Origin of the sequence: Limimaricola sp. AA108-03 (genome assembly GCF_050847355.1) — a bacterium.
Taxonomy (GTDB): domain Bacteria; phylum Pseudomonadota; class Alphaproteobacteria; order Rhodobacterales; family Rhodobacteraceae; genus Limimaricola.
Map to the genome: position 1 here is coordinate 285,425 of NZ_CP193756.1, position 19,932 is coordinate 305,356.

The 19,932-nt window shown below is 67.5% G+C and carries 21 protein-coding genes and 1 pseudogene; 9 read left to right on the plus strand and 13 right to left on the minus strand.

The genetic code is table 11. The features are described from left to right. The first annotated feature begins 76 nt into the window (after positions 1–76). From ACRAQ3_RS17045 to ACRAQ3_RS17055, 3 genes are all read left to right on the plus strand, one after another. A complete protein-coding gene (locus ACRAQ3_RS17045) occupies positions 77–1,090 on the plus strand; it encodes a LacI family DNA-binding transcriptional regulator (protein WP_432256413.1) in 1,014 nt (337 codons plus the stop codon). Between the two features lie 316 nt (positions 1,091–1,406). Then, positions 1,407–2,237, plus strand: a complete 831-nt coding sequence (locus tag ACRAQ3_RS17050) for a DUF3883 domain-containing protein (RefSeq protein WP_432256414.1) — start codon at positions 1,407–1,409, stop codon at positions 2,235–2,237. Further along, positions 2,234–3,301 (plus strand): hypothetical protein, encoded by a 1,068-nt coding sequence (locus ACRAQ3_RS17055; protein ID WP_432256415.1) that lies wholly within the window; start codon positions 2,234–2,236, stop codon positions 3,299–3,301. The genes ACRAQ3_RS17050 and ACRAQ3_RS17055 overlap by 4 nt, the downstream gene beginning before the upstream one ends. 139 nt (positions 3,302–3,440) lie before the next feature. On the opposite strand, the gene scpB is transcribed toward ACRAQ3_RS17055, so the two are convergent. From scpB to ACRAQ3_RS17115, 12 genes are all read right to left on the minus strand, one after another. Continuing rightward, positions 3,441–4,016: an SMC-Scp complex subunit ScpB gene (gene scpB, locus ACRAQ3_RS17060; RefSeq protein ID WP_432256416.1), complete on the minus strand. Its 576-nt coding sequence runs from the start codon at positions 4,014–4,016 to the stop codon at positions 3,441–3,443. Positions 4,017–4,018: 2 nt separating this feature from the next. Then, positions 4,019–4,900, minus strand: a complete 882-nt coding sequence (locus ACRAQ3_RS17065) for a DUF1403 family protein (protein WP_432256417.1) — start codon at positions 4,898–4,900, stop codon at positions 4,019–4,021. A 157-nt stretch (positions 4,901–5,057) separates the two neighbouring features. Continuing rightward, complete coding sequence (locus tag ACRAQ3_RS17070) at positions 5,058–6,542, minus strand: NAD-dependent succinate-semialdehyde dehydrogenase (protein WP_432256418.1); 1,485 nt, start codon at positions 6,540–6,542, stop codon at positions 5,058–5,060. A 5-nt stretch (positions 6,543–6,547) separates the two neighbouring features. Further along, on the minus strand, positions 6,548–7,636 hold the full coding sequence (locus tag ACRAQ3_RS17075) for an ABC transporter ATP-binding protein (protein WP_432256419.1): 1,089 nt from the start codon (positions 7,634–7,636) through the stop codon (positions 6,548–6,550). Further along, positions 7,633–8,433, minus strand: a complete 801-nt coding sequence (locus ACRAQ3_RS17080; protein WP_432256420.1) for an ABC transporter permease — start codon at positions 8,431–8,433, stop codon at positions 7,633–7,635. The genes ACRAQ3_RS17075 and ACRAQ3_RS17080 overlap by 4 nt, the downstream gene beginning before the upstream one ends. Continuing rightward, the gene (locus tag ACRAQ3_RS17085) at positions 8,433–9,299 is read right to left on the minus strand and encodes an ABC transporter permease (RefSeq protein WP_432256421.1); all 867 of its coding nucleotides are present in this window, start codon (positions 9,297–9,299) and stop codon (positions 8,433–8,435) included. The genes ACRAQ3_RS17080 and ACRAQ3_RS17085 overlap by 1 nt, the downstream gene beginning before the upstream one ends. A 54-nt stretch (positions 9,300–9,353) precedes the next feature. After that, positions 9,354–10,361: an extracellular solute-binding protein gene (locus tag ACRAQ3_RS17090; RefSeq protein WP_432256422.1), complete on the minus strand. Its 1,008-nt coding sequence runs from the start codon at positions 10,359–10,361 to the stop codon at positions 9,354–9,356. Positions 10,362–10,397: 36 nt separating this feature from the next. Then, positions 10,398–11,867 (minus strand): aldehyde dehydrogenase, encoded by a 1,470-nt coding sequence (locus ACRAQ3_RS17095; RefSeq protein ID WP_432256423.1) that lies wholly within the window; start codon positions 11,865–11,867, stop codon positions 10,398–10,400. Between the two features lie 7 nt (positions 11,868–11,874). Continuing rightward, positions 11,875–12,912 (minus strand): LLM class flavin-dependent oxidoreductase, encoded by a 1,038-nt coding sequence (locus ACRAQ3_RS17100; RefSeq protein WP_432256424.1) that lies wholly within the window; start codon positions 12,910–12,912, stop codon positions 11,875–11,877. Next, positions 12,909–13,835 (minus strand): flavin reductase family protein, encoded by a 927-nt coding sequence (locus tag ACRAQ3_RS17105; RefSeq protein WP_432256425.1) that lies wholly within the window; start codon positions 13,833–13,835, stop codon positions 12,909–12,911. Before ACRAQ3_RS17105 ends, ACRAQ3_RS17100 begins: the two co-directional genes overlap by 4 nt. Further along, entirely contained in the window at positions 13,832–14,650 is an 819-nt protein-coding gene (locus tag ACRAQ3_RS17110) for an alpha/beta fold hydrolase (RefSeq protein ID WP_432256426.1), read from the minus strand. The genes ACRAQ3_RS17105 and ACRAQ3_RS17110 overlap by 4 nt, the downstream gene beginning before the upstream one ends. Continuing rightward, positions 14,622–15,224 carry an amino acid synthesis family protein gene (locus ACRAQ3_RS17115; protein ID WP_432256427.1) on the minus strand — a complete coding sequence of 201 codons (603 nt, stop codon included), beginning with the start codon at positions 15,222–15,224 and terminating at the stop codon, positions 14,622–14,624. The genes ACRAQ3_RS17110 and ACRAQ3_RS17115 overlap by 29 nt, the downstream gene beginning before the upstream one ends. 105 nt (positions 15,225–15,329) lie before the next feature. Between ACRAQ3_RS17115 and ACRAQ3_RS17120 the strand changes: the two genes are divergently transcribed. The 4 genes from ACRAQ3_RS17120 to tnpB all read left to right on the plus strand — a co-directional run bounded on the left by ACRAQ3_RS17120 (position 15,330) and on the right by tnpB (position 17,250). Next, a complete protein-coding gene (locus tag ACRAQ3_RS17120) occupies positions 15,330–16,016 on the plus strand; it encodes a GntR family transcriptional regulator (RefSeq protein ID WP_432256428.1) in 687 nt (228 codons plus the stop codon). Beyond that, on the plus strand, positions 16,016–16,303 hold the full coding sequence (locus tag ACRAQ3_RS17125) for a DUF1330 domain-containing protein (RefSeq protein ID WP_432256429.1): 288 nt from the start codon (positions 16,016–16,018) through the stop codon (positions 16,301–16,303). Before ACRAQ3_RS17120 ends, ACRAQ3_RS17125 begins: the two co-directional genes overlap by 1 nt. 228 nt (positions 16,304–16,531) lie before the next feature. Next, the gene (tnpA, locus tag ACRAQ3_RS17130) at positions 16,532–16,939 is read left to right on the plus strand and encodes an IS66-like element accessory protein TnpA (RefSeq protein ID WP_432256574.1); all 408 of its coding nucleotides are present in this window, start codon (positions 16,532–16,534) and stop codon (positions 16,937–16,939) included. After that, positions 16,939–17,250, plus strand: a complete 312-nt coding sequence (tnpB, locus tag ACRAQ3_RS17135) for an IS66 family insertion sequence element accessory protein TnpB (protein ID WP_432256575.1) — start codon at positions 16,939–16,941, stop codon at positions 17,248–17,250. The genes tnpA and tnpB overlap by 1 nt, the downstream gene beginning before the upstream one ends. Here tnpB and ACRAQ3_RS17140 read toward each other — a convergent pair. Then, positions 17,177–17,407, minus strand: a pseudogene (locus ACRAQ3_RS17140) (transposase); the annotation flags it as partial. The gene tnpB and the pseudogene ACRAQ3_RS17140 overlap by 74 nt on opposite strands. A 232-nt stretch (positions 17,408–17,639) precedes the next feature. Between ACRAQ3_RS17140 and repA the strand changes: the two are divergent. Both repA and repB read left to right on the plus strand, forming a co-directional pair. Beyond that, entirely contained in the window at positions 17,640–18,824 is a 1,185-nt protein-coding gene (gene repA, locus ACRAQ3_RS17145) for a plasmid partitioning protein RepA (protein WP_432256430.1), read from the plus strand. A gap of 25 nt (positions 18,825–18,849) precedes the next feature. Further along, entirely contained in the window at positions 18,850–19,848 is a 999-nt protein-coding gene (repB, locus tag ACRAQ3_RS17150) for a plasmid partitioning protein RepB (RefSeq protein ID WP_432256431.1), read from the plus strand. Positions 19,849–19,932 lie beyond the last annotated feature (84 nt).

The window sequence follows — 19,932 nt, forward strand, 5'->3', positions numbered from 1 at the left end:
ACAACGTTGTCAATTTATAATGTCGACGTTGTCATGAGCATGTAGTAAGGTCTCGCTGTGCAAGGGAAGTTGTCTGATGATCAGCATTGTCGATGTAGCCAAAGCAGCCGGTGTCTCGAACAAGACCGTGTCACGTGTGGTCAACGGGGAGCCGAACGTGAAGCCTGCGACTAAGGAAAGGGTCGAGAAGGCCATTGCCGAACTGGGCTACGTGCCAAACATGGCAGCCCGCTCAGTGCGCTCCAATCGGTCAAACACGTTGGGTATCATCACCGATTGCATTTCGACCACGCCCTATTCCGGAGACATCGTGCGCGGTATCCAAGATTGGGCCGAGGAACACGGACGCACCGTTCTGCTGGCGAATACCAATGGAGATGTCGAAAAGGAACGCCAGATCTGGCGCACGTTTCAGGCCCATCGGATCGACGGAGTTCTTTACGCCTCGATGTATCATCGTGAAATATCGCCCACGGCCGGCGATGTTGTCATTCCAACCGTTCTCCTGAATTGTCACCCGGTGAGCTCGTCTGGATATGCCTCGATCGAGCCGGATGATTACCAGGGGTCTCGCGACCTGACGAAATATGTCTTGAGCCGAGGGCATCGGCGCATCGGCTATGTCCGTCTGAACCCGAGTTTGCTCGGCGCTGAACTGCGCCTGGCCGCGTTTCAAGAGGCAATCGCCGAGGCTGGTTTAGGCGCTGCAGATGTGGATGTCAGGCTAGGGATGGAAGGCGAGATCGGCCAAGAGGTGAACCACGTCTTTGAGATCGTGAAGGCCATGCTATCGAAGCCCGAACGCCCAACCGCTATTTTGTGCGGCAACGACGAGATGGCTTTGCAAGCCTATCTCGCCGCACTCGGGCTGGGTCTGCGAATTCCGCAGGACGTTAGTATCGTCGGATTCGACGATTTCAAGACGGTCTCGACCGCTCTAAAACCCGCGCTGACCACTGTCGCACTTCCATATTACGACCTCGGATACCAGGGGGCCGACCGGTTGAACCAGTTAATCGCTGGTGAATCTCTGGACAATGACGCCCTCGTGCTTGCCTGCCGGATCGTCGAAAGGGGCTCGTGCCGGTAGCGTGCTTTCCAGCTTCCCGAAATTGCACAAGAAAGCCAGCAAAGACATGCTGCATCGCATTATCTGGCACTGGCGCCCGAGGGCGGCTTAGGACTGGTCGCAACCAAAGATCTTGTGCTGCCGCCGCGAAGACCTTCATTGACAAGGTGGTCAGATTTGGGCTTGGAGCAGACCTCCGCTGTGCAAGGCATGAAGGTCGGCTTAGGGCCGTTCGCTTCAGGTCTAAGGCCTCTTTCGATCGGTTCAATGCTAGATTGCATCTATTTAAACCGCGAACTCTGATGACACCCAGTCCGCGGCACCATAGCGTGATGGAATGAACGCGAGCGATTGGTCAGACGCCGAGAACGACGCCGTCGTAGCGGCTTACTTCGCAATGCTGAGCGATGAGCTGTCGGAGCGGCCATACAACAAGGCGGCCCAGAACAGGGCCCTGCAGCAGCAGATCGGGCGCAGCCGGGGCTCGATCGAGTTCAAGCTGAGCAACGTGTCCGCAGCCTGCCTCGGTCTCGGACTACCTATCATCAAGGGCTACCTGCCCCGGTTCAACGTGCAGATGTCGCTCGCCGAGGCCGCTGCCCGTTGGCTCGCGCGGCACCCGGAATGGGAAGCAGCCCTGCATGGCAAGGCCGTCCCGCAGATGACCGAGTCCGCCATTCTTCTCGTTGGCGTCGCGCCGACCCTGCGCAACGCACCGCCCTTGGAAGATCTCGAACACACGCAGCGCATCGCACGACGCTTTGACACGGCTGGTCGAGATGAGCGTAACCACGCCCTGGGCCATGCCGGCGAAGAGCGGGTGTTTCGCCATGAGATCCATGTCCTACGGCAAAGCGGCCGGGAGGATCTGGCGCGGCGGGTCCGCTGGGTCTCCCAGGAAGACGGCGATGGCGCGGGCTACGACATCGCCAGCTTCACGCCCCAAGGTCGGGAGCGCCTCATCGAGGTAAAGACCACCAACGGGTGGGAACGCACTCCCTTCCACATCTCGCGCAACGAGCTCGAGGTGGCGCAGGAGCGCCGCGACGACTGGCACCTTTTCCGGCTCTACGAATTTGCGCGCGCGCCGAAGGCCTTCGAGCTGCGGCCCCCTCTCGACGCACATGTCTCGCTGACCGCAACGAGCTTTCGGGCGAGCTTCCAGTGACCGATACGCCGCGCAGCTTCGCCCGCACGATCGGCATCGACTATTCCGGAGCCGAGACCGCAGAGGCGAGCCTCAAGGGATTGCGGGTTTACCAGACCCTCGGCGACGAGGAGGCGCAGGAAGTCTCGCCGCCGGTCGGGCCGAAGAAATACTGGACTCGGCGCGGGCTGGCGGCATGGCTGGTGCAGGAGCTGGACAGCCGTGTGCCGACGATCGCCGGCATCGATCACGCGTTCTCCTTCCCGATGCGCTACTTCGAACGTCATCGCTTGGCACCAGACTGGCCGAGTTTCATGGACGACTTCTGCGCGCATTGGCCGACGGACGAGCCGCACACCTATGTCGACTTCGTGCGGTATGGCCACGTCGGGAACGGGGCGGCCAGGACAGGCGAGCGAACCTGGCGCCGCCTGACCGAGGAAGCCACCGGATCGGCGAAATCGGTGTTCCATTTCGATGTGCAGGGTTCCGTGGCGAAGTCCACCCATTCCGGGCTCCCTTGGCTTCGGGCTTTGCGCAGGGCGAGGCCAAAGCTCCACTTCTGGCCATTCGACGGCTGGACGCCAGTCCCGGGGGCCTCGGTGGTCCTTGAGGCGTATCCGCGGCTCTGGAGCGCCAACTATCCGCGAGGCGCACGCACGCCCGACCAGCACGACGCCTATGCCATCGCGCGTTGGCTCCAAGAGGCCGATCGCAGCGGAGAACTGGCAGGTGCCTTCGCGGCGCCTGCGCCCGAACCAATCGCCATGACGGGACAGGTCGAGGGGTGGATCCTCGGAGCCACCTGGCCGCCGGTCAAAAAGCCAAAGCCAAAGCCGAAGCGGAAGCCGCCCATGCAGGGCGCGGCACCAGGCAGAACGACACGGCCGGGCTTCGTCAATCGCAACGAACAGGAAGTCCTGCGGAAGACCGACCTTCCCGGCAACGACCACAACCAGCTCGTCTACATTCTCCGATGCCAGCGCTGCGGCGAACGCTACGGGGCGAACGGCTCGGACATCTTTCAGCGGCGCTGTCCGGCTTGCGGGGCGGGCCGCCCGGGGCTGCCGATCGAGTTCGAATAATGAGAGGCACCTCGGGCCACCGCACGTGCTGACCGATATCGGTCATGCCCGGGACTGCCGACAAGACAGAGAAAACTGGCAAAGCCTTTGGCGCATGACCGGGGAGGTTCGGTAGCTGACGATCCCGCCGTTACCCACCCTACTCCTCCGCCAGCCCGGCATAGCGTAGCGCTTCGGCATCCGGCAGATCGCGCAGGTCCGCCAGTCCGAAGGCCGCGAGGAAGCCCAGCGTGGTGACGTAGGTGTAGGGCGCGCCGCGGCGTGGTGCCCGGGGCCCCGGCGCGATCAGATCCCGCGCCGCCAGCCGGCCGATCAGCTCGCGGGAGATCTCGGACCCGAAGATGTCCCTGAGCCCATCGCGGGTGATCGGCTGGTGATAGGCGATGGCGGCGAGCACCGCGAGGTCGCGCTCCGACAGGCCGATCTCCCGGTCGCCGAGATCGGCGGCGGCGCGGATCACCGCCCCGTAGGCGGGCCGGGTGCGCAGCATCCAAGCGTCGCCGACCCGCACCACCTCGTAGGGCCGGTCGGCCAGCTCCGCGGCGAGGTCGTCGAGCAGAAGATCCAGTGCCGCCCCCTGCCCCACGATGCGCGCCAGATCGGCGCGCGGCACCGGCTTGGGGCTGGCGAACAGCACCGCCTCGATCCGCCGCATCCATTCGCGCCAGCGCAGCTCGGGCGGCAGCTCGGCCAGTTCGCGGTCGATCATCTCCATGGTCAGAGCCCGTAGAGCCGGAAGCTGTCGCGGCCGGTCAGCTCGCGCAGCGCGCCGAGGGCCACCAGCCGGTCGCAGAGCCGCCGCGCGGCCCGGTCCGACATCAGCGAGGTCAGTGCCACCGGGGCCAGCGCATCCTGCGCGAGAAACAGCGCGAGGGCTGCTTCGGCCCCCCTGGCCCGCAGCTTCGGCGCCACGGCGTGCAGCCGTGCAGCGCGGCGGACCAGGTCCTGCGCCAGGCCGGCCGCCCGGGCCGCGGCGCGCACCACCGCCTGATGGCAGGCCAGCCGCAACTCGTCCCCATCGCGCCGCAGGTCGCGCGGCGCCAGGCCGATGGCCAGCAGCGGCACGATCCGGTCCCAGCCGAGCGCCCGGGCCAGCACCGCGTCGGCGAGGATCAGCGCCGCCGTCTCGGCCCGGGGCGCCTCGGCCAGCACGGCTTCCAGCGTGGTCGCGGCCCGCGCGACGGGCGGGCCGGTCCGCGCCAGCTCGCGCCGGACCAGCTCCGGCGCCACCCCGGGAAGGTGCACCATGCCGCGCGCCGTCAGCGGCCGCGTCACCGCGCGGCGCCAGGCCTGGCCGATCTCGCCCGCTGGCCCGAGCGGATCGCCCGGGCGCGTCAGGCACAGCGTGTCGCGCAGCTCCGCCAGGCCCTCCGGCCGCCCCGAAAGCCTCACAGTTGCCGCGGCGGCCTCGAGCGCCAGCCGGTCGCGCCACAGCGCGAGAGGCAGGCCGGGCTGGGCCATGGCGCCTTGCAGATGCGCCAGCATTGCCCCGGCGCAAAACGCCGCGTCCTCGGGATCGGCGGCGCGGCCCGTGACGGCCCAGCCCGGTGCGGCGGGCCAGGAAGGAGTGGAACGCTCGGGATGGGAAAGGACGAACACACCCCGGGCGCTACCGGGGCGCGGCGCTTTTGTCCATCATTCGACGCCGTAACCGCCGCGCTGTGCGGCTGTCCCTCATGTCCGATAATCTTGGTTTAACGGACGCATAGGGTGCACGTTCTGGTCGGAGAGCGACTCAGCGCCCCCTGTCCGGTTCTCAGGCGCGCGTTTCGGTAAGGCCGATGCAGGCGTATTTCATCTCGAGGTAGTCATCGAGCCCGTAGCGCGAGCCTTCGCGGCCCTGGCCCGACTGCTTGATGCCGCCGAAGGGCGCCACCTCTGTCGAGATCTGGCCGGTGTTGATCCCGACCATGCCGTAGTCGAGCGCCTCCATCATCCGCCAGCTGCGGTCGAGATCGCGTGTGTAGACATAGGAGGCGAGACCGTACTCCACGGCATTGGCCGCCTCGACGACCTCTCTCTCCGTCTCGAACCGGAAGATCCCGGCCACCGGTCCGAAGGTCTCCTCGCTGGCGATCCGCATCGCCGGGGTCACTCCCGAGAGCACCGTGGGCGCATAGAGCCGCCCCTCGCCCCGCCGGCCGCCGGTCAGCAGCGCGGCGCCCTGCCGCCGTGCGTCCTCGACATGTGCCTCGACCTTGGCGAGCGCGGCCTCGCTGATCAGCGGGCCGATCTCGGTGCCCTCCTCCATCCCGTCGCCGCAGCGCAGCTCCGACACCCGACGGGCAAGCCGCTCGGCAAAGGCATCGTGCAGGCCGGACTGGACGTAGATCCGGTTGGTGCAGACGCAGGTCTGCCCGGCATTGCGGAACTTCGACAGGATCGCGCCCTCGACCGCCGCGTCGAGATCGGCGTCGTCGAAGACGATGAAGGGCGCGTTGCCGCCGAGCTCCAGCGACAGCTTCTTGATCTGCTCCGCCCCCTGACGCATCAGGATCCGTCCGACCTCGGTCGAGCCGGTAAAGCTGATCTTGCGCACGGTCGGGTTCTCGCAGAACTCGAGCCCCATCGCCTTGGCGTCGCTGCTCGGCAGCACCGAAACCAGCCCTTCGGGCACACCGGCCCGTTCCGCGAGCACCGCCAGCGCCAGCGCCGAAAGGGGCGTTTCCACTGCCGGCTTGGCGACGATGGCGCAGCCCGCGGCGAGCGCCGGCGCGAGTTTGCGCGCCAGCATCGCGTTGGGGAAGTTCCACGGCGTGATCGCAGCCACTACCCCCACTGGCTGGCGTAGCACCAGGATGCGCTTGTCGCGCTGGTGGCCCGGGATGGTGTCGCCATAGACCCGGCGGGCTTCTTCGGCGAACCATTCGACATAGGCCGCGCCGTAGAGGATCTCGCCCTTCGCCTCGACCAGAGGCTTGCCCATCTCGGCGGTCAGGATCATCGCCAGGTCATCCGTATGGGACAGGATCAGCTCGTGCCAGCGGCGCAGAACCGCCGCGCGCTCCCCCGCGCTGCGCGCGGCCCATTCGACCTGTGCCAGTCGTGCGGCATCGATCGCCCGGGCAGCATCGGCGCGGTCGCAATCCGCGACCTCGGCCAGCAGCGCCCCGGTCGCCGGGTTGCGCACTTCGATGCGGCGCGCCGTCTCGTGCCAGTCTCCGGCGAGATAGGCGCGGGTCTCCAGCAGGGAGGGGTCCTTGAGCCGCGCCGCGAGCGTGGCGTCCTGTGCTGCGCTCATGCTCGTTATCCTTCCGCGAAGGCGTTGGCCGCGTCGCGCGACCAGTTGATCCACAGCCGGTCGCCCGGCACCGCCCGGCCCGCCAGCGGGTGACCGTAGCCCAGCCGCACGTCGACCATCTGCTTCCAGCCGGTCTCGGCGGTAACCGAGACGGTGTTGCCGAGGAAGGTCGCCTCGCGCAGCGTCACGGGGAGCGATCGGCCCTCGGCGCCCGGCTCGGCCGCCAGCTCGATCCGCTCGGGGCGCAGCATCAACTCGGCCCCCTGCCCGGTGCTGGCGCGGCCATGCAGCGCCACGTCGATCACCCGGCTGCCATCGCCGAAACCGATATCGACCCGGTCGCCCGCCACCCGCTCGATGCGGCCCTTGAGATAGCTGCTGTCGCCGATGAAGTCGGCCACGAAGCGCGTCGCGGGGGCGGCGTAGAGCTCAGGGCCGGTGCCAACCTGCTCGATGCGGCCCGCGTTGAACACCGCGATCCGGTCGGACAGCCGCAGAGCCTCTTCCTGGTCATGGGTCACGTAGAGGATCGTCACCCCGGTCTCGCGGTGGATGCGGCGGATCTCGTGCTGAATCTCCTCGCGCAGCTTCTTGTCGAGCGCCGAGAGCGGCTCATCCATCAAGAGCACCGGCGGATCGTAGACCAGCGCGCGCGCCAGCGCCACGCGCTGCTGCTGGCCGCCCGACATGTTGGCCGGCATCCGGTCCTCGAATCCGTCAAGCCGCACCAACTCGAGCGCGCGCTTCACACGTCGCGTCACCTCGTCCTTCGGCGTTCGGCGCACCCGCAGCGGAAAGGCCACGTTCTCGCCCACCGATAGATGCGGGAACAGCGTGTAGCGCTGGAACACCATGCCGAGATTGCGCTTGTGCGACGGCACGCCGAGGATCGACTTGCCGCGCAGCCGGATGTCGCCGGAGGTCGGGTCCTGGAAGCCCGCGAGGATGTAGAGCGTCGTGCTCTTTCCCGAGCCCGACGGCCCGAGGAAGGTGAGGAACTCGCCCTCGCGGATCTGGAGATCAACATTCTCGGTGGCGACCACCTCGCCATATTGCTTTCGGATGCGGTCGATATGCAGGAAGGGGACGGTCATGACTTCTTTCCTTTGCGCAGCAGGGCGGCGAGGAGCATCAGGAGGATCGTCGTCGCGACGAGAAGGGTGGAGGCGGCGGCGATGACCGGGCTCAGATCCTGCCGCATCGTGGCCCAGATCTTCACCGGTAGAGTCTGCAGGGTCGGGCTCGCCATGAAGATCGCCAGCACCACCTCGTCCCAGGAGATCAGGAACGAGAAGATCGCCGCCGAGAACAGCCCGTGGCTGATCGCCGGGAACGTGACGCGCAGCCGCGCCTCCCAGGGCGAGGCGCCGCACAGGATCGCGGCGTCCTCGATCGAGGGATCGAACTCTTCCAAAGCACCGGTGATCGAGATGATCGAGAACGGCAGCGCCACCACCAGGTGCGCGATCACGAAGCCCGTGAAGGTGCCGCCAAGGCCGATCCGCAGGAACACCGCATAGAGCGCCACGGCCAGCACGACGACGGGCAGCACCATCGGCGTCAGGAAGAAGGCGCGCAGCACCTCGCGGCCGGGAAACCTGCCGCGCACCAGCGCCAGCGAGGCCAGAAGCCCGATCGCTACCGACAGGAGCGTGACCACGACACCGATCTTGGCCGAGGTTAGGGCGGCCTCGGTCCAGCGTGGGTCGGCAAAGAGTTCGCGGTACCAGTCCAGCGTCCAGCCCGGCGGCGGGAAGATCAGCCAGCGCGAGGAGCCGAAGGACAGCGCCGCGATGAACAGGATCGGCAGCAGCAGGAACAGTGCGACGAGCCCACAGATCAGACCCAGTCCCCAGCGCCAGGCGCCGAGTTTTTCAAATGTCAAAAGCATCACTGCGCTCCCTTGGCAGGCCCGACGAGGCGCAGCTGCACCGCGTAGAGCGCCAGCGTCACCACCAGCAGCACGAAGGCCGCGGCGCCGCCCATACCCCAGTTGACGAGCGACTGGACCTGCTGCGCGATCAGCTCGGCCAGCATCATGTTGGAGGTCCCGCCCAGAAGCGCGGGGGTGACGAAGTAGCCCAGCGACATCACGAAGACCATCAGACCGCCCGAGGCGAGGCCCGGCAGCGCCAGCGGCACCAGCACCCGCCACAGCGCCTGCATCTTCGTGGCGCCGCACAGCGCCGCGGCCTGCAGGATGCCGGGGTCGATCTTGCGGATCGTGCCGTAGAGCGGGAGGATCATGAAGGGCAGCATGATGTAGACCATGCCGATGGTGACGCCTACGAGGTTGTTCACCAGCCGCAAGGGCGCGTCGATGATCCCCAGCGCCATCAGCGTGCGGTTGATGATCCCGGTCTGCTGCAACAGCACCATCCACGCATAGGTGCGGGCCAGAAGGTTGGTCCACATCGACAGCAGGATCACCGCGAAGGTGATCCGCGCGGCCAGGGGCGGCATGATTGCCAGCGCCCAGGCTACCGGAAAGGCCACGATCATGCTGATGAGCGTCACCAGCCCCGCCACCAGGAAGGTGTTGTAGAAGATCTTGGCATAGGTCGGCGTGGCCAGAAGCTCGGCATAGTTCTGCAGCCCGAGCACGGGTTCGGTCACAGACCGTGTCAGCAGAAGCGCGACCGGCACGACGAAGAAGGCGCCGAGGAGCAGCAGCGCGGGAAGCGCGAGGCCCAGGCCGCGCGGCAGGCGGGGCCACCGCGCGTGGCGCCGGGGGCTGGCTGTGGCGAGTGTGGTCATGGGAAATCCTGCGGGTGGGGCCCGCGGACCGGAGCGGTCCGCGGGGTCACGAAATCACTCGGCCTGCCAGGCGTACCAGCGGCTGCCGATCTCGTCGCGATGCTCGGCCCAATAGGCCAGATCGGCGTTGATCTGCGTCGCCGTCTGACTGTCGGGCAGCGTGGCGCGCAGATCCTCCTCCATCAGCTCCGGCGATCCGAGGTTGATCGGCGCGTAGCCGGTCTCCGTCGCGAACTTCGCCTGGCCCTCGGCCGAGGTGGCCTCGGCGATGAAGCGCATGGCCGCTTCGCGGTTCGGCGCGCCGCGCGGCACCACCAGCGCGTCGGCGGCGGTGATGTTCTGGTCCCAGACGATGCCCACGGGCATCCCGTCCTGCTCGAGCGCGGCGAGGCGGCCATTCCAGAAGAAGCCGATCGGCGCCTCGCCCGAGGCCAGGAGCTGCTGCGACTGCGCGCCGCTCGACCACCAGATGATGTCGTCCTTGATCGTGTCGAGCTTGGCGAAGGCCCGGTCGAGATCGAGCGGGTAGAGGTCCTCCGCCGCCACCCTATCGGCCAGAAGCGCCGCCTCGATCACGCCTGGCGCCGACCACTTGTAGAAGGTCCGCTTGCCGGGGAAGGTCTCGGTGTCGAACAGGTCGGACAGGCTGTCGGGCGTCTCGCCGGTCAGGTGCATCGGATTATAGCCCAGCACGAAGGCGTAGTAGAAACTGCCCACCGCATGGTCCGACACGAAACGCGGATCCAGCTTTTCGCGGTCGATGATGTCGAAGTCGAGCGGCTCCAACAGCCCCTCCTCGGCCGCCTTGAGCGCGAAGTCGTACTCCACATCGACCACGTCCCAGTTCACCGCGCCGGCCTCGACCATGGCGGTGAGCTTGCCGTAATCGGTCGGCCCGTCCTGGATCACCTGCGTGCCGGTCTCCTCGCTGAACGGCGCGGCCCAGGCCTCGGCCTGCGCGTCCTGCGTGGTGCCGCCCCAGCTGGCGAAAACCATCGGATCGGCGCTGGCCGCGCTGGCGGCGAAGAGCGCCGCGGCGCCCAGGATCAGTCTCGTCGTCATCCTCGTTCCTCCCTTGAAGATGTGGTCGCGGCCGGCTCAGCGCATCACGAACGGATCCGGGATCGGATCGTCGCTGGTGCGCAGCCAGACCGTCTTGATCGTGGTGTAGTCGAGCGCCGCCGCGAGGCCGCCCTCGCGGCCGTGCCCCGACAGCCCGTGGCCGCCGAAGGGCGCGATCGGGGAGACGGCGCGGTAGGTGTTGATCCAGACCACGCCGGCCTCGAGCCCCCGCGTCATCCGGTGCGCGCGGGTGAGGTTGGTGGTGAACAGCCCTGCGGCGAGCCCGTAATCCGTGCCGTTGGCAAGTCTCAGGGCGTCAGCCTCGTCGTCGAAGGCCAGCACCGACAGCACCGGACCGAACAACTCGGTGGTGACGCAGGGCGCTTCGGGCGCCTCGCTGCAGTCGAGAATTGCAGGCGTGGTGTAGAAGCCCGCCTCCCCCACCCGCTCGCCGCCGGTGACCAGCCGGGCGCCCTGCGCGGACGAGGCGGCGATCACCTCCTCGATCCGATCGCGCTGGCGCGCGGTGCATAGCGGGCCCATCTCGGTCTCGGGATCGTCGGGCGCGCCGATCCGCACCGCGCGCGCCTTTGCCATCAGCCGTTCGAGGAACGCGTCCTTGACCGAGCGCTCGACCAAGAGACGCGATCCGGCCACGCAGCTCTGCCCGGCGGCGGCGAAGATCGCCGAGACCTGGGCGTTGGCGGCGCTGTCGAGATCGGCGTCGGCGAAGACGATGAAAGGCGACTTGCCGCCCAGCTCCAGCGATGTGCGCGCGAGGTTCTCAGCCGAGTTGCGCACCACCATCCGCGCGGTGTCCGGTCCGCCGGTGAAGGCCACGTGGGCCACCTTCGGATGGCTGGTGAGCACCGCGCCGCAGCGCGCGCCGAACCCGGTGAGGACGTTGACCACCCCCGCCGGAAACCCCGCCTCGTGCACCAACCGTGCGAAATGCAGAAGCGGCGCCGGCCCCTCCTCAGAGGCCTTGAGGACCACGGTGCAGCCCGCCGCCAGTGCCGGTCCGAGCTTGACGGCGGACAAGAACAGCTGGCTGTTCCACGGCACGATGGCCGCGACCACACCCACGGGCTCGCGCCGCAGCCAGACCTCCATGTCAGGCTTGTCGATCGGCAGATGCGCGCCCTCGATCTTGTCGGCGAGCCCCGCATAGTAGCGATAATACTCGGCCACATAGGCGATCTGCGCGCGGGTTTCGCGGATGATCTTGCCGGTGTCACGGGTCTCGAGCGCGGCGAGCTCTGACGCGTCGCGCTCCACGAGATCGGCCAGCCGATGCAGGAGCTTCGCGCGCGCCGAGGCGGTGAGCCCCGCCCAGTCCGGCGCCCGGAAGGCGCGGTGCGCGGCCCTCACCGCGCGATCGACCTCGGCCTCGCGCGCCTCGGGCATGATCGCCCATGCCTCGCCGGTCGCCGGGTCGAGGCTCTCGAACCCGGCGGGGCCGTCCTCGAAGGCGCCGTCGATGTAGTGCTGGAATCTGCGCATCATTCCCTCCTCAGGCAAAGGCGGGCATGACGTCGCGGATGAAGCGTTCGAGCGACGCCTTCTTGCGCTCGAAGCTCATGCCGCTGTCGATCCAGAAGGCGAACTGGTCGTAGCCGAGATCCCGGTAGCTGGCGACGCGCTCGGTGACTTCGGCCGCCTCCCCGATGATGTTGTTGCGCCGCATCAGCTCTGGCGTGAAGAAGGGATGATTTGCGATCTCCTCCTCGCTCAGTTCCGCGATCAGCCCCTGGCTCACCGGGCGTTCGTTTTTGAACCACGCACCGAAGTAGTTGTAGAAGCGGTTGATCTCCTCCGCGCCGCGCTGCGCATCCGCCTCGTCGGAGGCGACATAGGTGTGGCGCAGCACCATGATTTCGGGGCGCGGCCTCTCGGGGTACTTGGCGCAGGCGCTCTCGAACTTGTCCATCAGGTCGCGCACCTCCTCGTCGCCCTGGCTGAGCGGCGTGACCTGCACGTTGCAGCCGTTGGCGACCGCGAATTCATGGCTGTTGATGTCGCGCGCCGCGACCCAGATCGGCGGGTGCGGTTTCTGCACCGGCAACGGCGCCGAGGTGGTGGCCGGGAACTGCCAGTGCTCGCCTTCATGGGCGTAGTCGCCCTCCCAGAGCCGCTGCACCGCTGGAATGAGCTCGCGCATCTTCTGGCCCGCGGTCCAGGCGTCGAGCCCGGGGCTCATGCGCTCGTATTCGTAGGTGTAGGCGCCCCGCGCGATGCCCAGATCGAGCCGCCCGCCGGTCAGCATGTCGGTCATTGCCGCCTCGCCGGCGAGCTTGATCGGGTGCCAGAACGGCGCCACCACCGTGCCGGTGCCGAGCCGGATGTCCGGAAAGCGCCGCGCCAGGTCGACGAGGTTCAGAAACGGGTTCGGCGCGATGGTGAAGTTCATGCCGTGATGCTCGCCGGTCCAGATGGCGTGCATCCCCCCCTCATGCGCGATCCGGCACAGCTCGATCATCTCGTCGTAGAGTTTGCGCTGCTCCTGCTGTGCCGAAACCCGCTCCATGTGAACGAAGAGTGAGAATTTCATTGCCCTGCCTCCGCAGCCACGCGGCGCACCCGGCCCGCGTTCTGGTTTCCGTAATAGATGCCGAAATCGCCGATCCGGCTTTCCTCCGCGAAGCGGCGCAGCATCACCTGCAGCGCCGGATCCGTGACGTCGCCCAGCGTGCTCTCGGTCAGCTCGACAAAGCCCCGCCCGCGGGCGGGTGCGCCCGCCATGGCGGCACAGAGGAACACGATGTGCTGCTGGCCGCGCTTCACGTCTTCCCAGAGCGCGTAGACGAAGCTCGGCTCTGCCTCGACGCCGGTCGCAGCGATCAGCCGCTGCAACGTCGCGCTCGCGCCCTCCTCGCCAGCGCGGGCCGTGGGGATGCCCAAGCCCCCCTGCCCGTCATCGACGAGCAGCACCTCGCCGTCGCGCTGCATCAGCGCGCTGACCACCACCGCCGGACCGGTGGCGAGTTGCGTCGCGGTCTGCGCGGGCTTGAAATAGGAGCCCCGGTAATAGCCGAGACCGGCCTGCCCGGAGTTGTCGAACGCCTCGACGCGGCCGATCAGGACCGCGTGGTCGCCTGCCTCCACGACCTGCTCCAGCGCGCAGTCGAACCAGGCCGAGACGCCACCCAGGACCGGCGCGCCATGCGGGCCGGGCTGCCAGTCGAGGCCGTCGAACCGATCCTCGGCGGGGCGGGCGAAGGTGTTGGAGATCTCCTTCTGGTCCTCCGACAGGATGTTGACCGCAAAGCCCTGCCCTTCGGTGAAGCTCGCGTAGTTCGCCGAGCGTTTCGACAGCGACACCAGGAGCAGCGGCGGGTCGAGCGAGACCGAGGAGAAGGAGTTGGCGGTGAAGCCCAGGGCCGTGCCGTCCGGGCCGGTGGTGGTGACCACCGTGACGCCGGTCATGAACGCGCCGAACGCGTCGCGCAGCAGGCGGGGGTTATCGATCGTCATGCGCGCATCTCCCTTCGCTCCGCGGCGATCGGCTCCTCCAGCCATCGCCGCATTTCCGCCGTGACTGCCTCGGGGGCGGTCAGGCCGACCATGTGCCGCTCGTTCGGCACGATCACCGCGCGGCCGCGCTGCGCCGCGCCAGCCATGGCGCGGGCCATCTCCGGGGTGGAATTGCGGTCCTCTGCGCCGGTCAGCACCAGCGTCGGGCAGGCGATCTCGCCCCAGCGGTCGGCATAGGTTTCGTCGCCCTCGGCAAAGGCCGCATAGGCGGCGGCGTATCCGGCACGATCGACCCGCTCCAGCCAGCCCGAGACCCGGTCGCGCACCGCGCGCTCCCCCGGCGTCTCGCCGAACCAGCGGCGCAGCGGCACGCTATCGTCGCCTTCACCGCGCGAGATCGCCCGTGCCCGCTCGCGGACCGCGGCCCGCGCCTCGGGGCTGCGGCGATGCACGCTGTTGAGCACCGCGAGACGTCGCACCCGCTCAGGCATCTCGATGGCGCAGCCCGAGGCCACGAGCCCGCCCATCGAATGCCCCGCGAGGTTCACCGCGTCGCGCCCCAGCGCGTCGAGAACCCGCCCCAGCCATGCGACGTAGTCGGGCAGCTGGGCTCCCTCACCCAGCCGGTCCGAGCCGCCATGGCCGGGCATGTCGACCGAGATGACTTCGTGGCTGGACGACAGCGCATCGATCTGCGGCGTCCAGGCTTCGGCGCACATGCCGACGCCATGCACCAGCACCAGAGGCTCGCCAGTCCCCGCCACGGCGCAGGTCGCGCGCGTGTCGTCAGACAGCAGCAGGGTTTTCGGCGTCATGCCCGAGCTCCTGCAGGTCCTGGTAACGATCGCCGATCCGGTGATGCGGCCGGCCACCGATCGACGCGCCAAGCGCCACGACGATCTCGTCGGCCGCCGGTGCGTCCGGGATCGCCATCTGGATGGTGAGGTAGTGCGAGCGCCGCCCGCCATCGTTCTTGTCCATCAGCGGGATCATGATCGGCGCATTGGCGGGCCCGCGCGTGTTGCAGAAGGCAAGATAGGATTTCGCGCCCACCGCGTGGCGGTAGTGATTGCCGAAGCGCAACGTGTGGATCAGCGCCGAGGCGTGCTCGACCTCGCCATCGGTGCCGACAACCGCCGACTTGCCATAACCCTCGACCGCCTCGCCCGAGCCAGCCCGCTCAAGGATCATGCCGGTCAGCAGGGCGCCAAGCTCAGGAGCCACCTCGGCGATCTCGGGGCGCAGGTCCTCGACGAAACCGCGCCCAGCCCACGGGTTCTTCAGCACGGCCGCGGCCGCGATCATCACCAGCGGCTGCGGCGCTGCCTTGCCGCCTTCGATCAGCGTGGTTTCGACATGCAGCAGCGTCTTTCGGATCGAAGCGGCCATGGCGCCCTCCCATATGGTCATACCGTCTTGCGGTCTTATGGTATGCCATAGTACGAGGTGTCAATCGCCTTGTTGGCTTTTCGCCCTTCGAGTAAGGTTCGCTTCATGACCACGACGCCCAGCTTCGATCTTCGCATCGATCAACCGCCTCAGACGCTGAGGGAAATCGTTCTCGACCGGATGCGCGGTGCGATCATCGCCGGGCATTTCGCGGCTGGTGATCGTTTGGTCGAGCGCACGCTTTGCGAGCAGATGGGCGTCAGCCGCACCATCGTCAGGGAAGTCATCCGGCATCTAGAATCAGAGGGGTTGGTCGCGATCCAGCACAATCGGGGGCCAATCGTCGCCACGCTGGACTGGCCGCAGGCACGGCAGATCTACGACATCCGTCTGCTACTCGAGGGGCGCGCGGCGCGGGCCTGCGCCGAGGTTGCCAATGCGGGAACGGGGCGCGAGCTGCGCGCTGCGCTCAAGGCCATCAAGGTAGCGCATAGTGCCGGCGAAGGCCTCGCGCTTTACGGCGCGACCGCGCGGTTCTACGAGATCATCTTCCGCCATGCCGGACACGACATTGCCTGGGAGATCGTGCAACGGCTCAACGGGCGGATCAGCCGCCTGCGCGCCCTGACCCTGTCTTCGACGGCGCGCGAGGTTCCCGGTCCCATGCGCATGGAACGCATCTGCGCCGCCATCGAGGCCGGCGATGCCGATGCCGCTGAGGAGGCGGTCCGGCTGCACCTGACCGAGGCATCCGCACTGGCGAAGTCCCTCCTGGCAGAGGAGAGCGCGTGATGCCCGCATACTGGATCGCCCATGTCACGATCACCGACCCCGAGCGCTATCGGGGGTATCAGGAAGTGGCCCCAGCCGCCTTTGCCCGGCACGGGGCCAGGTTTCTCGCCCGCGGGGGTGCCTCGGAAGTGCTCGAGGGGGAAGCACATCAGCGCCATGTGCTCATCGAATTTCCGGACTACGCGACCGCCCTCGCCTGCTATCGCTCCGACGAATATCAAGAGGCCCGCGCCCGTCGCGATGGCGCCTGCCAAGCCACGGTGGTGATCGTGGACGGGCTTGGCTGATCAAAGAGAAGCGCTCGCTTTGGCGATGATGAGCGCCACGAGCATCTGAAACCCTCATGCATGCGTCAGCATCTTCGCGGCTCCATGGTAGCATCGCAATTAGCTCGGCCCCTCACAGTATCGGGAAGTTCGGAGGTCCAATAGTAAGCGGCGTCTGGGCCCCACGTTGTAGATGAGCTGTGGCACGGCGAGGTGTCACCCGTCTCATGATGGGGAGTGCGCTTCGCAATGTGCGCGACAAATTCGTTTCTCAAATCTCTGGGCGTCGAGATCTACGCGTCTGGTCCCCGGCGTTGGTCGGACGGTGCGAAGGGACGCGCTGTGGCGGAGACACTTGAGCCGGGGGCGACAGTGAATGCGGTTGCCAGGCGGTATGGAATCCGTCCGAACCAACTCTCGGCTTGGCGGCGTCTCGCAAAGCAGGGACAGCTGGTTCTCCCCGCTGCGGAGATCGGCGAGCCTGTCTTCGCGCCGCTGGTCGTTTGCGACTCGGCCGAGACGAGGGATCCGACGGACGCGACGCCGCTTGTGATGATCCGGATCGTCAGGGGAGCAACGCAGGTCGAACTGTCGCCCGACACGGCGGCAGATCGGATCGCCGCGATCGTGCATGCTCTGGAAGCACCGACATGCTGATGCCGTCTCAAGGCGTCCGCATCCTGGTGGCGACGAAGCCGGTAGACTTCCGCAAGGGACATGATGGCCTGACCGCCCTGGTGCAGTCGACCTTGGCCGAGGATCCGTTCACCGGGACGGTCTTCGTTTTCCGGGCGAAACGCGCGGACCGGATGAAGATTCTATTCTGGGACGGCAGCGGCCTCCTCATGGCTTACAAGCGGCTGGAGGAGGGCTCCTTCACCTGGCCCGCGATCCGATCTTTCGCCATTGGCGACGGCCCTGCGGTCCATGCTTGCGCGCCTGCCGTTCGCCATCGCCGAGGAACTTGATACCGGTGCTGTCCACCAGCAGGTTCAGCGGGCCACCGGCCCGGCGATACGGAACCTGAACCGCCAAAGCCTTCTGCCTGCGGCACAGCGTCGAGTAGTCCGGCAGCGGCCAATCCAGCCCCGCCATCCGCAGCAAGCTGGCCACCATCCCGGCCGTATGCCCCGCGATGCGGCAATGAATCCCGCCGGGCCGTGTCGGTCACCAGGCAGCACGGCCCATGCGCGGCGGCCGCAACGGCGCGGAGTCGAGCAAGAATTAGTAGAAAAATCCTTGCAAGACTCGGTTCGCCCAGCCAATAGTCACGAAACGATGCCGGAAAACGCCAGAAACCGTGAACACGATGGGCCGGCTGGGGCGAGAATCAGGATGATGGGCGCAGACGGTGCAGATGCAGGATATCAGACAGGCCGACGAGCTGAACGCCGTCATTCGTGACCATTCCGAGCGTCTGACCGCCCAGCTGCACGCCCAGGCCGAGAGCCTGTTTCCCCCGGACGCCTCCAAGGAAATGCGCCGATTCACCTCCGGCGAGGCGGCGGCGCTGCTCGGGGTCAATGACTCCTACCTGCGCAAGCTGCATCTCGACGGCAAGGGCCCCTCACCTGTGCTGACGCCAGGGAACCGCAGGCTCTACTCGGTGCATGACCTGCACGCGCTGCGGGTTCTGCTGGAAAAGACCGCCCGCCGGCCCGGCGACTACCTCCCTGGCCGCCGCGAGGGCGACCACCTCCAGATCATTGGCGTGATGAACTTCAAGGGCGGCTCGGGCAAGACCACCAGCTCGGCGCATCTGGCGCAGCGCCTGGCGCTGCAGGGCTACCGGGTGCTGGCGATCGACCTCGACCCGCAGGCCTCGCTGACCGCGCTGCACGGCGTGCAGCCCGAGTTCGACCTGCTCGAGGGCGGCACGCTCTACGACGCGATCCGCTACCACGACCCGGTGCCGATCGACACCATCATCCGCCCGACCTACATCCCCGGCCTCGACCTGATTCCCGGCAATCTCGAGCTGATGGAGTTCGAGCACGAGACGCCGCGCGCCCTGGCGCAGGGCGAGGCGGGGCTGTTCTTCTTCCGGGTCCGCGAGGCGCTGTCGCAGGTCGAGGACCGCTACGACGTGGTGGTAATCGACTGCCCGCCGCAGCTCGGCTTTCTCACCATGTCGGCGCTCTCGGCGGCGACCGGGGTGCTGGTCACCATCCATCCCGAGATGCTCGACGTTATGTCGATGTCGCAGTTCCTGCGGATGACCGCCGACCTGATGGACGTGATTGCCGAGAGCGGCGCCGACATGAAGCATGACTGGATGCGCTACCTGCTCACCCGCTACGAGCCGACCGACGCGCCGCAGAACCGGATCGTCGCCTTCCTGCGCACCATGTATGGCGACAAGGTGCTGAACGCGCCGATGCTGAAATCCACCGCGATCTCGGATGCCGGTCTGACCAAGCAGACCCTCTACGAGGTCGAGCGCAGCGCCTTCACCCGCTCGACCTATGACCGCGCGCTCGAGAGCATGAACGCAGTCAATGACGAGATCGCGGCGCTGATCCAGAAGACATGGGGCCGATGAGAGACATGACCGGGGAGCCGCGCCGATGAGCGAGAACCGCAAGAAGCGCATGTCGATGCTCGACGGCCTCGCCGCCGTGGGCAGCCAGCCCGGCGCGCCGATGATGTCGTCGAACCGGGCGCTGCGCTCGGCCCGCGACGCGGTCGACAGCCACCGGGTCTGGGAGATCGACCCGGCGCTGGTCGACGACACCCGCACCCGCGACCGGCTCGACCCGTCCGACGTGATCGACCTGCGCGACGCGATCGAGGCCAACGGCCAGGCTGTGCCTATTCTGGTCCGCCGCCATCCCGAGAAGGATGGCCGCTACCTACTGGTCTATGGCCGCCGAAGGCTCGAGGCGGTGCGCGCCTCCGAGAAGGTCGGCAAGGTCCGGGCGCTGATCGCCCAGATGGACGAGCGCGGCGCGACGGCAGCGCAGATCTCCGAGAACATGGCCCGGCGCGACCTGTCCTTCATCGAGAAGGCGCTGTTCGCGCAGGAGCTGGTCGAGACCGGCTTCGGCAACCAGAGCCAGGTCGCCGAGGTGCTTACCGTGGCCAAGTCGGCGGTGTCGATGGCGATCTCGATCGCCGAGACCATCGGCCGCGACCTCGCCACCGCGATCGGTCCCGCGCATGGCATAGGCCGCCCCCGCTGGGAGGCGATGGCCCGCGCGATCGAGACCTCGGGCGCCGACCGCGCCGCGCTGGCCGAGCTGGCCGACGACATCCACACCGCCGCGCAGGTCGCGATGGTGCCCAACGCCGCCGCCGTCGACGATGATCCGTCGGTCGCCGCCTTCGAGGCCGTGATGCGGCACCTGGCCCCCGCCGCCCCCCCTGCCCCGCGCCGCGCCGCGGCGGCCGCGCCGTCGCGCCGGCCGCTGCGAATCGACGGCCGCAAGGCCGGCACAGTCAAGCGCACTGCCAGGGGGCTCGATCTGCAGCTCGAGGATCAGGGTTTCGCCGACTGGATCGAATCCGAGGCCCAGCAGGTGTTTGAGGAGCTTCACGCCCGCTGGATCGCGCGCGACGAAGGCTGACAACCGCAACGATAGGAGGCACGACCCCGACAAAGAAAGAGCCCCGCAAAGCTGACGCTCCGCGAGACCCTCACTTGATCTTAG

Coding starts and splice junctions, on each gene's coding strand:
- ACRAQ3_RS17085 (WP_432256421.1), bottom strand. CDS start 9,299: ATGACCACACTCGCCACAGCCAGCCCCCGGCGCCACGCGCGGTGGCCC.
- tnpA (WP_432256574.1), top strand. CDS start 16,532: ATGTGCGCGACAAATTCGTTTCTCAAATCTCTGGGCGTCGAGATCTAC.
- ACRAQ3_RS17090 (WP_432256422.1), bottom strand. CDS start 10,361: ATGACGACGAGACTGATCCTGGGCGCCGCGGCGCTCTTCGCCGCCAGC.
- ACRAQ3_RS17050 (WP_432256414.1), top strand. CDS start 1,407: ATGAACGCGAGCGATTGGTCAGACGCCGAGAACGACGCCGTCGTAGCG.
- repA (WP_432256430.1), top strand. CDS start 17,640: ATGCAGGATATCAGACAGGCCGACGAGCTGAACGCCGTCATTCGTGAC.
- repB (WP_432256431.1), top strand. CDS start 18,850: ATGAGCGAGAACCGCAAGAAGCGCATGTCGATGCTCGACGGCCTCGCC.
- ACRAQ3_RS17045 (WP_432256413.1), top strand. CDS start 77: ATGATCAGCATTGTCGATGTAGCCAAAGCAGCCGGTGTCTCGAACAAG.
- ACRAQ3_RS17110 (WP_432256426.1), bottom strand. CDS start 14,650: ATGACGCCGAAAACCCTGCTGCTGTCTGACGACACGCGCGCGACCTGC.
- ACRAQ3_RS17070 (WP_432256418.1), bottom strand. CDS start 6,542: ATGAGCGCAGCACAGGACGCCACGCTCGCGGCGCGGCTCAAGGACCCC.
- tnpB (WP_432256575.1), top strand. CDS start 16,939: ATGCCGTCTCAAGGCGTCCGCATCCTGGTGGCGACGAAGCCGGTAGAC.
- ACRAQ3_RS17095 (WP_432256423.1), bottom strand. CDS start 11,867: ATGATGCGCAGATTCCAGCACTACATCGACGGCGCCTTCGAGGACGGC.
- scpB (WP_432256416.1), bottom strand. CDS start 4,016: ATGGAGATGATCGACCGCGAACTGGCCGAGCTGCCGCCCGAGCTGCGC.
- ACRAQ3_RS17120 (WP_432256428.1), top strand. CDS start 15,330: ATGACCACGACGCCCAGCTTCGATCTTCGCATCGATCAACCGCCTCAG.
- ACRAQ3_RS17125 (WP_432256429.1), top strand. CDS start 16,016: ATGCCCGCATACTGGATCGCCCATGTCACGATCACCGACCCCGAGCGC.
- ACRAQ3_RS17080 (WP_432256420.1), bottom strand. CDS start 8,433: ATGCTTTTGACATTTGAAAAACTCGGCGCCTGGCGCTGGGGACTGGGT.
- ACRAQ3_RS17100 (WP_432256424.1), bottom strand. CDS start 12,912: ATGAAATTCTCACTCTTCGTTCACATGGAGCGGGTTTCGGCACAGCAG.
- ACRAQ3_RS17115 (WP_432256427.1), bottom strand. CDS start 15,224: ATGGCCGCTTCGATCCGAAAGACGCTGCTGCATGTCGAAACCACGCTG.
- ACRAQ3_RS17075 (WP_432256419.1), bottom strand. CDS start 7,636: ATGACCGTCCCCTTCCTGCATATCGACCGCATCCGAAAGCAATATGGC.
- ACRAQ3_RS17105 (WP_432256425.1), bottom strand. CDS start 13,835: ATGACGATCGATAACCCCCGCCTGCTGCGCGACGCGTTCGGCGCGTTC.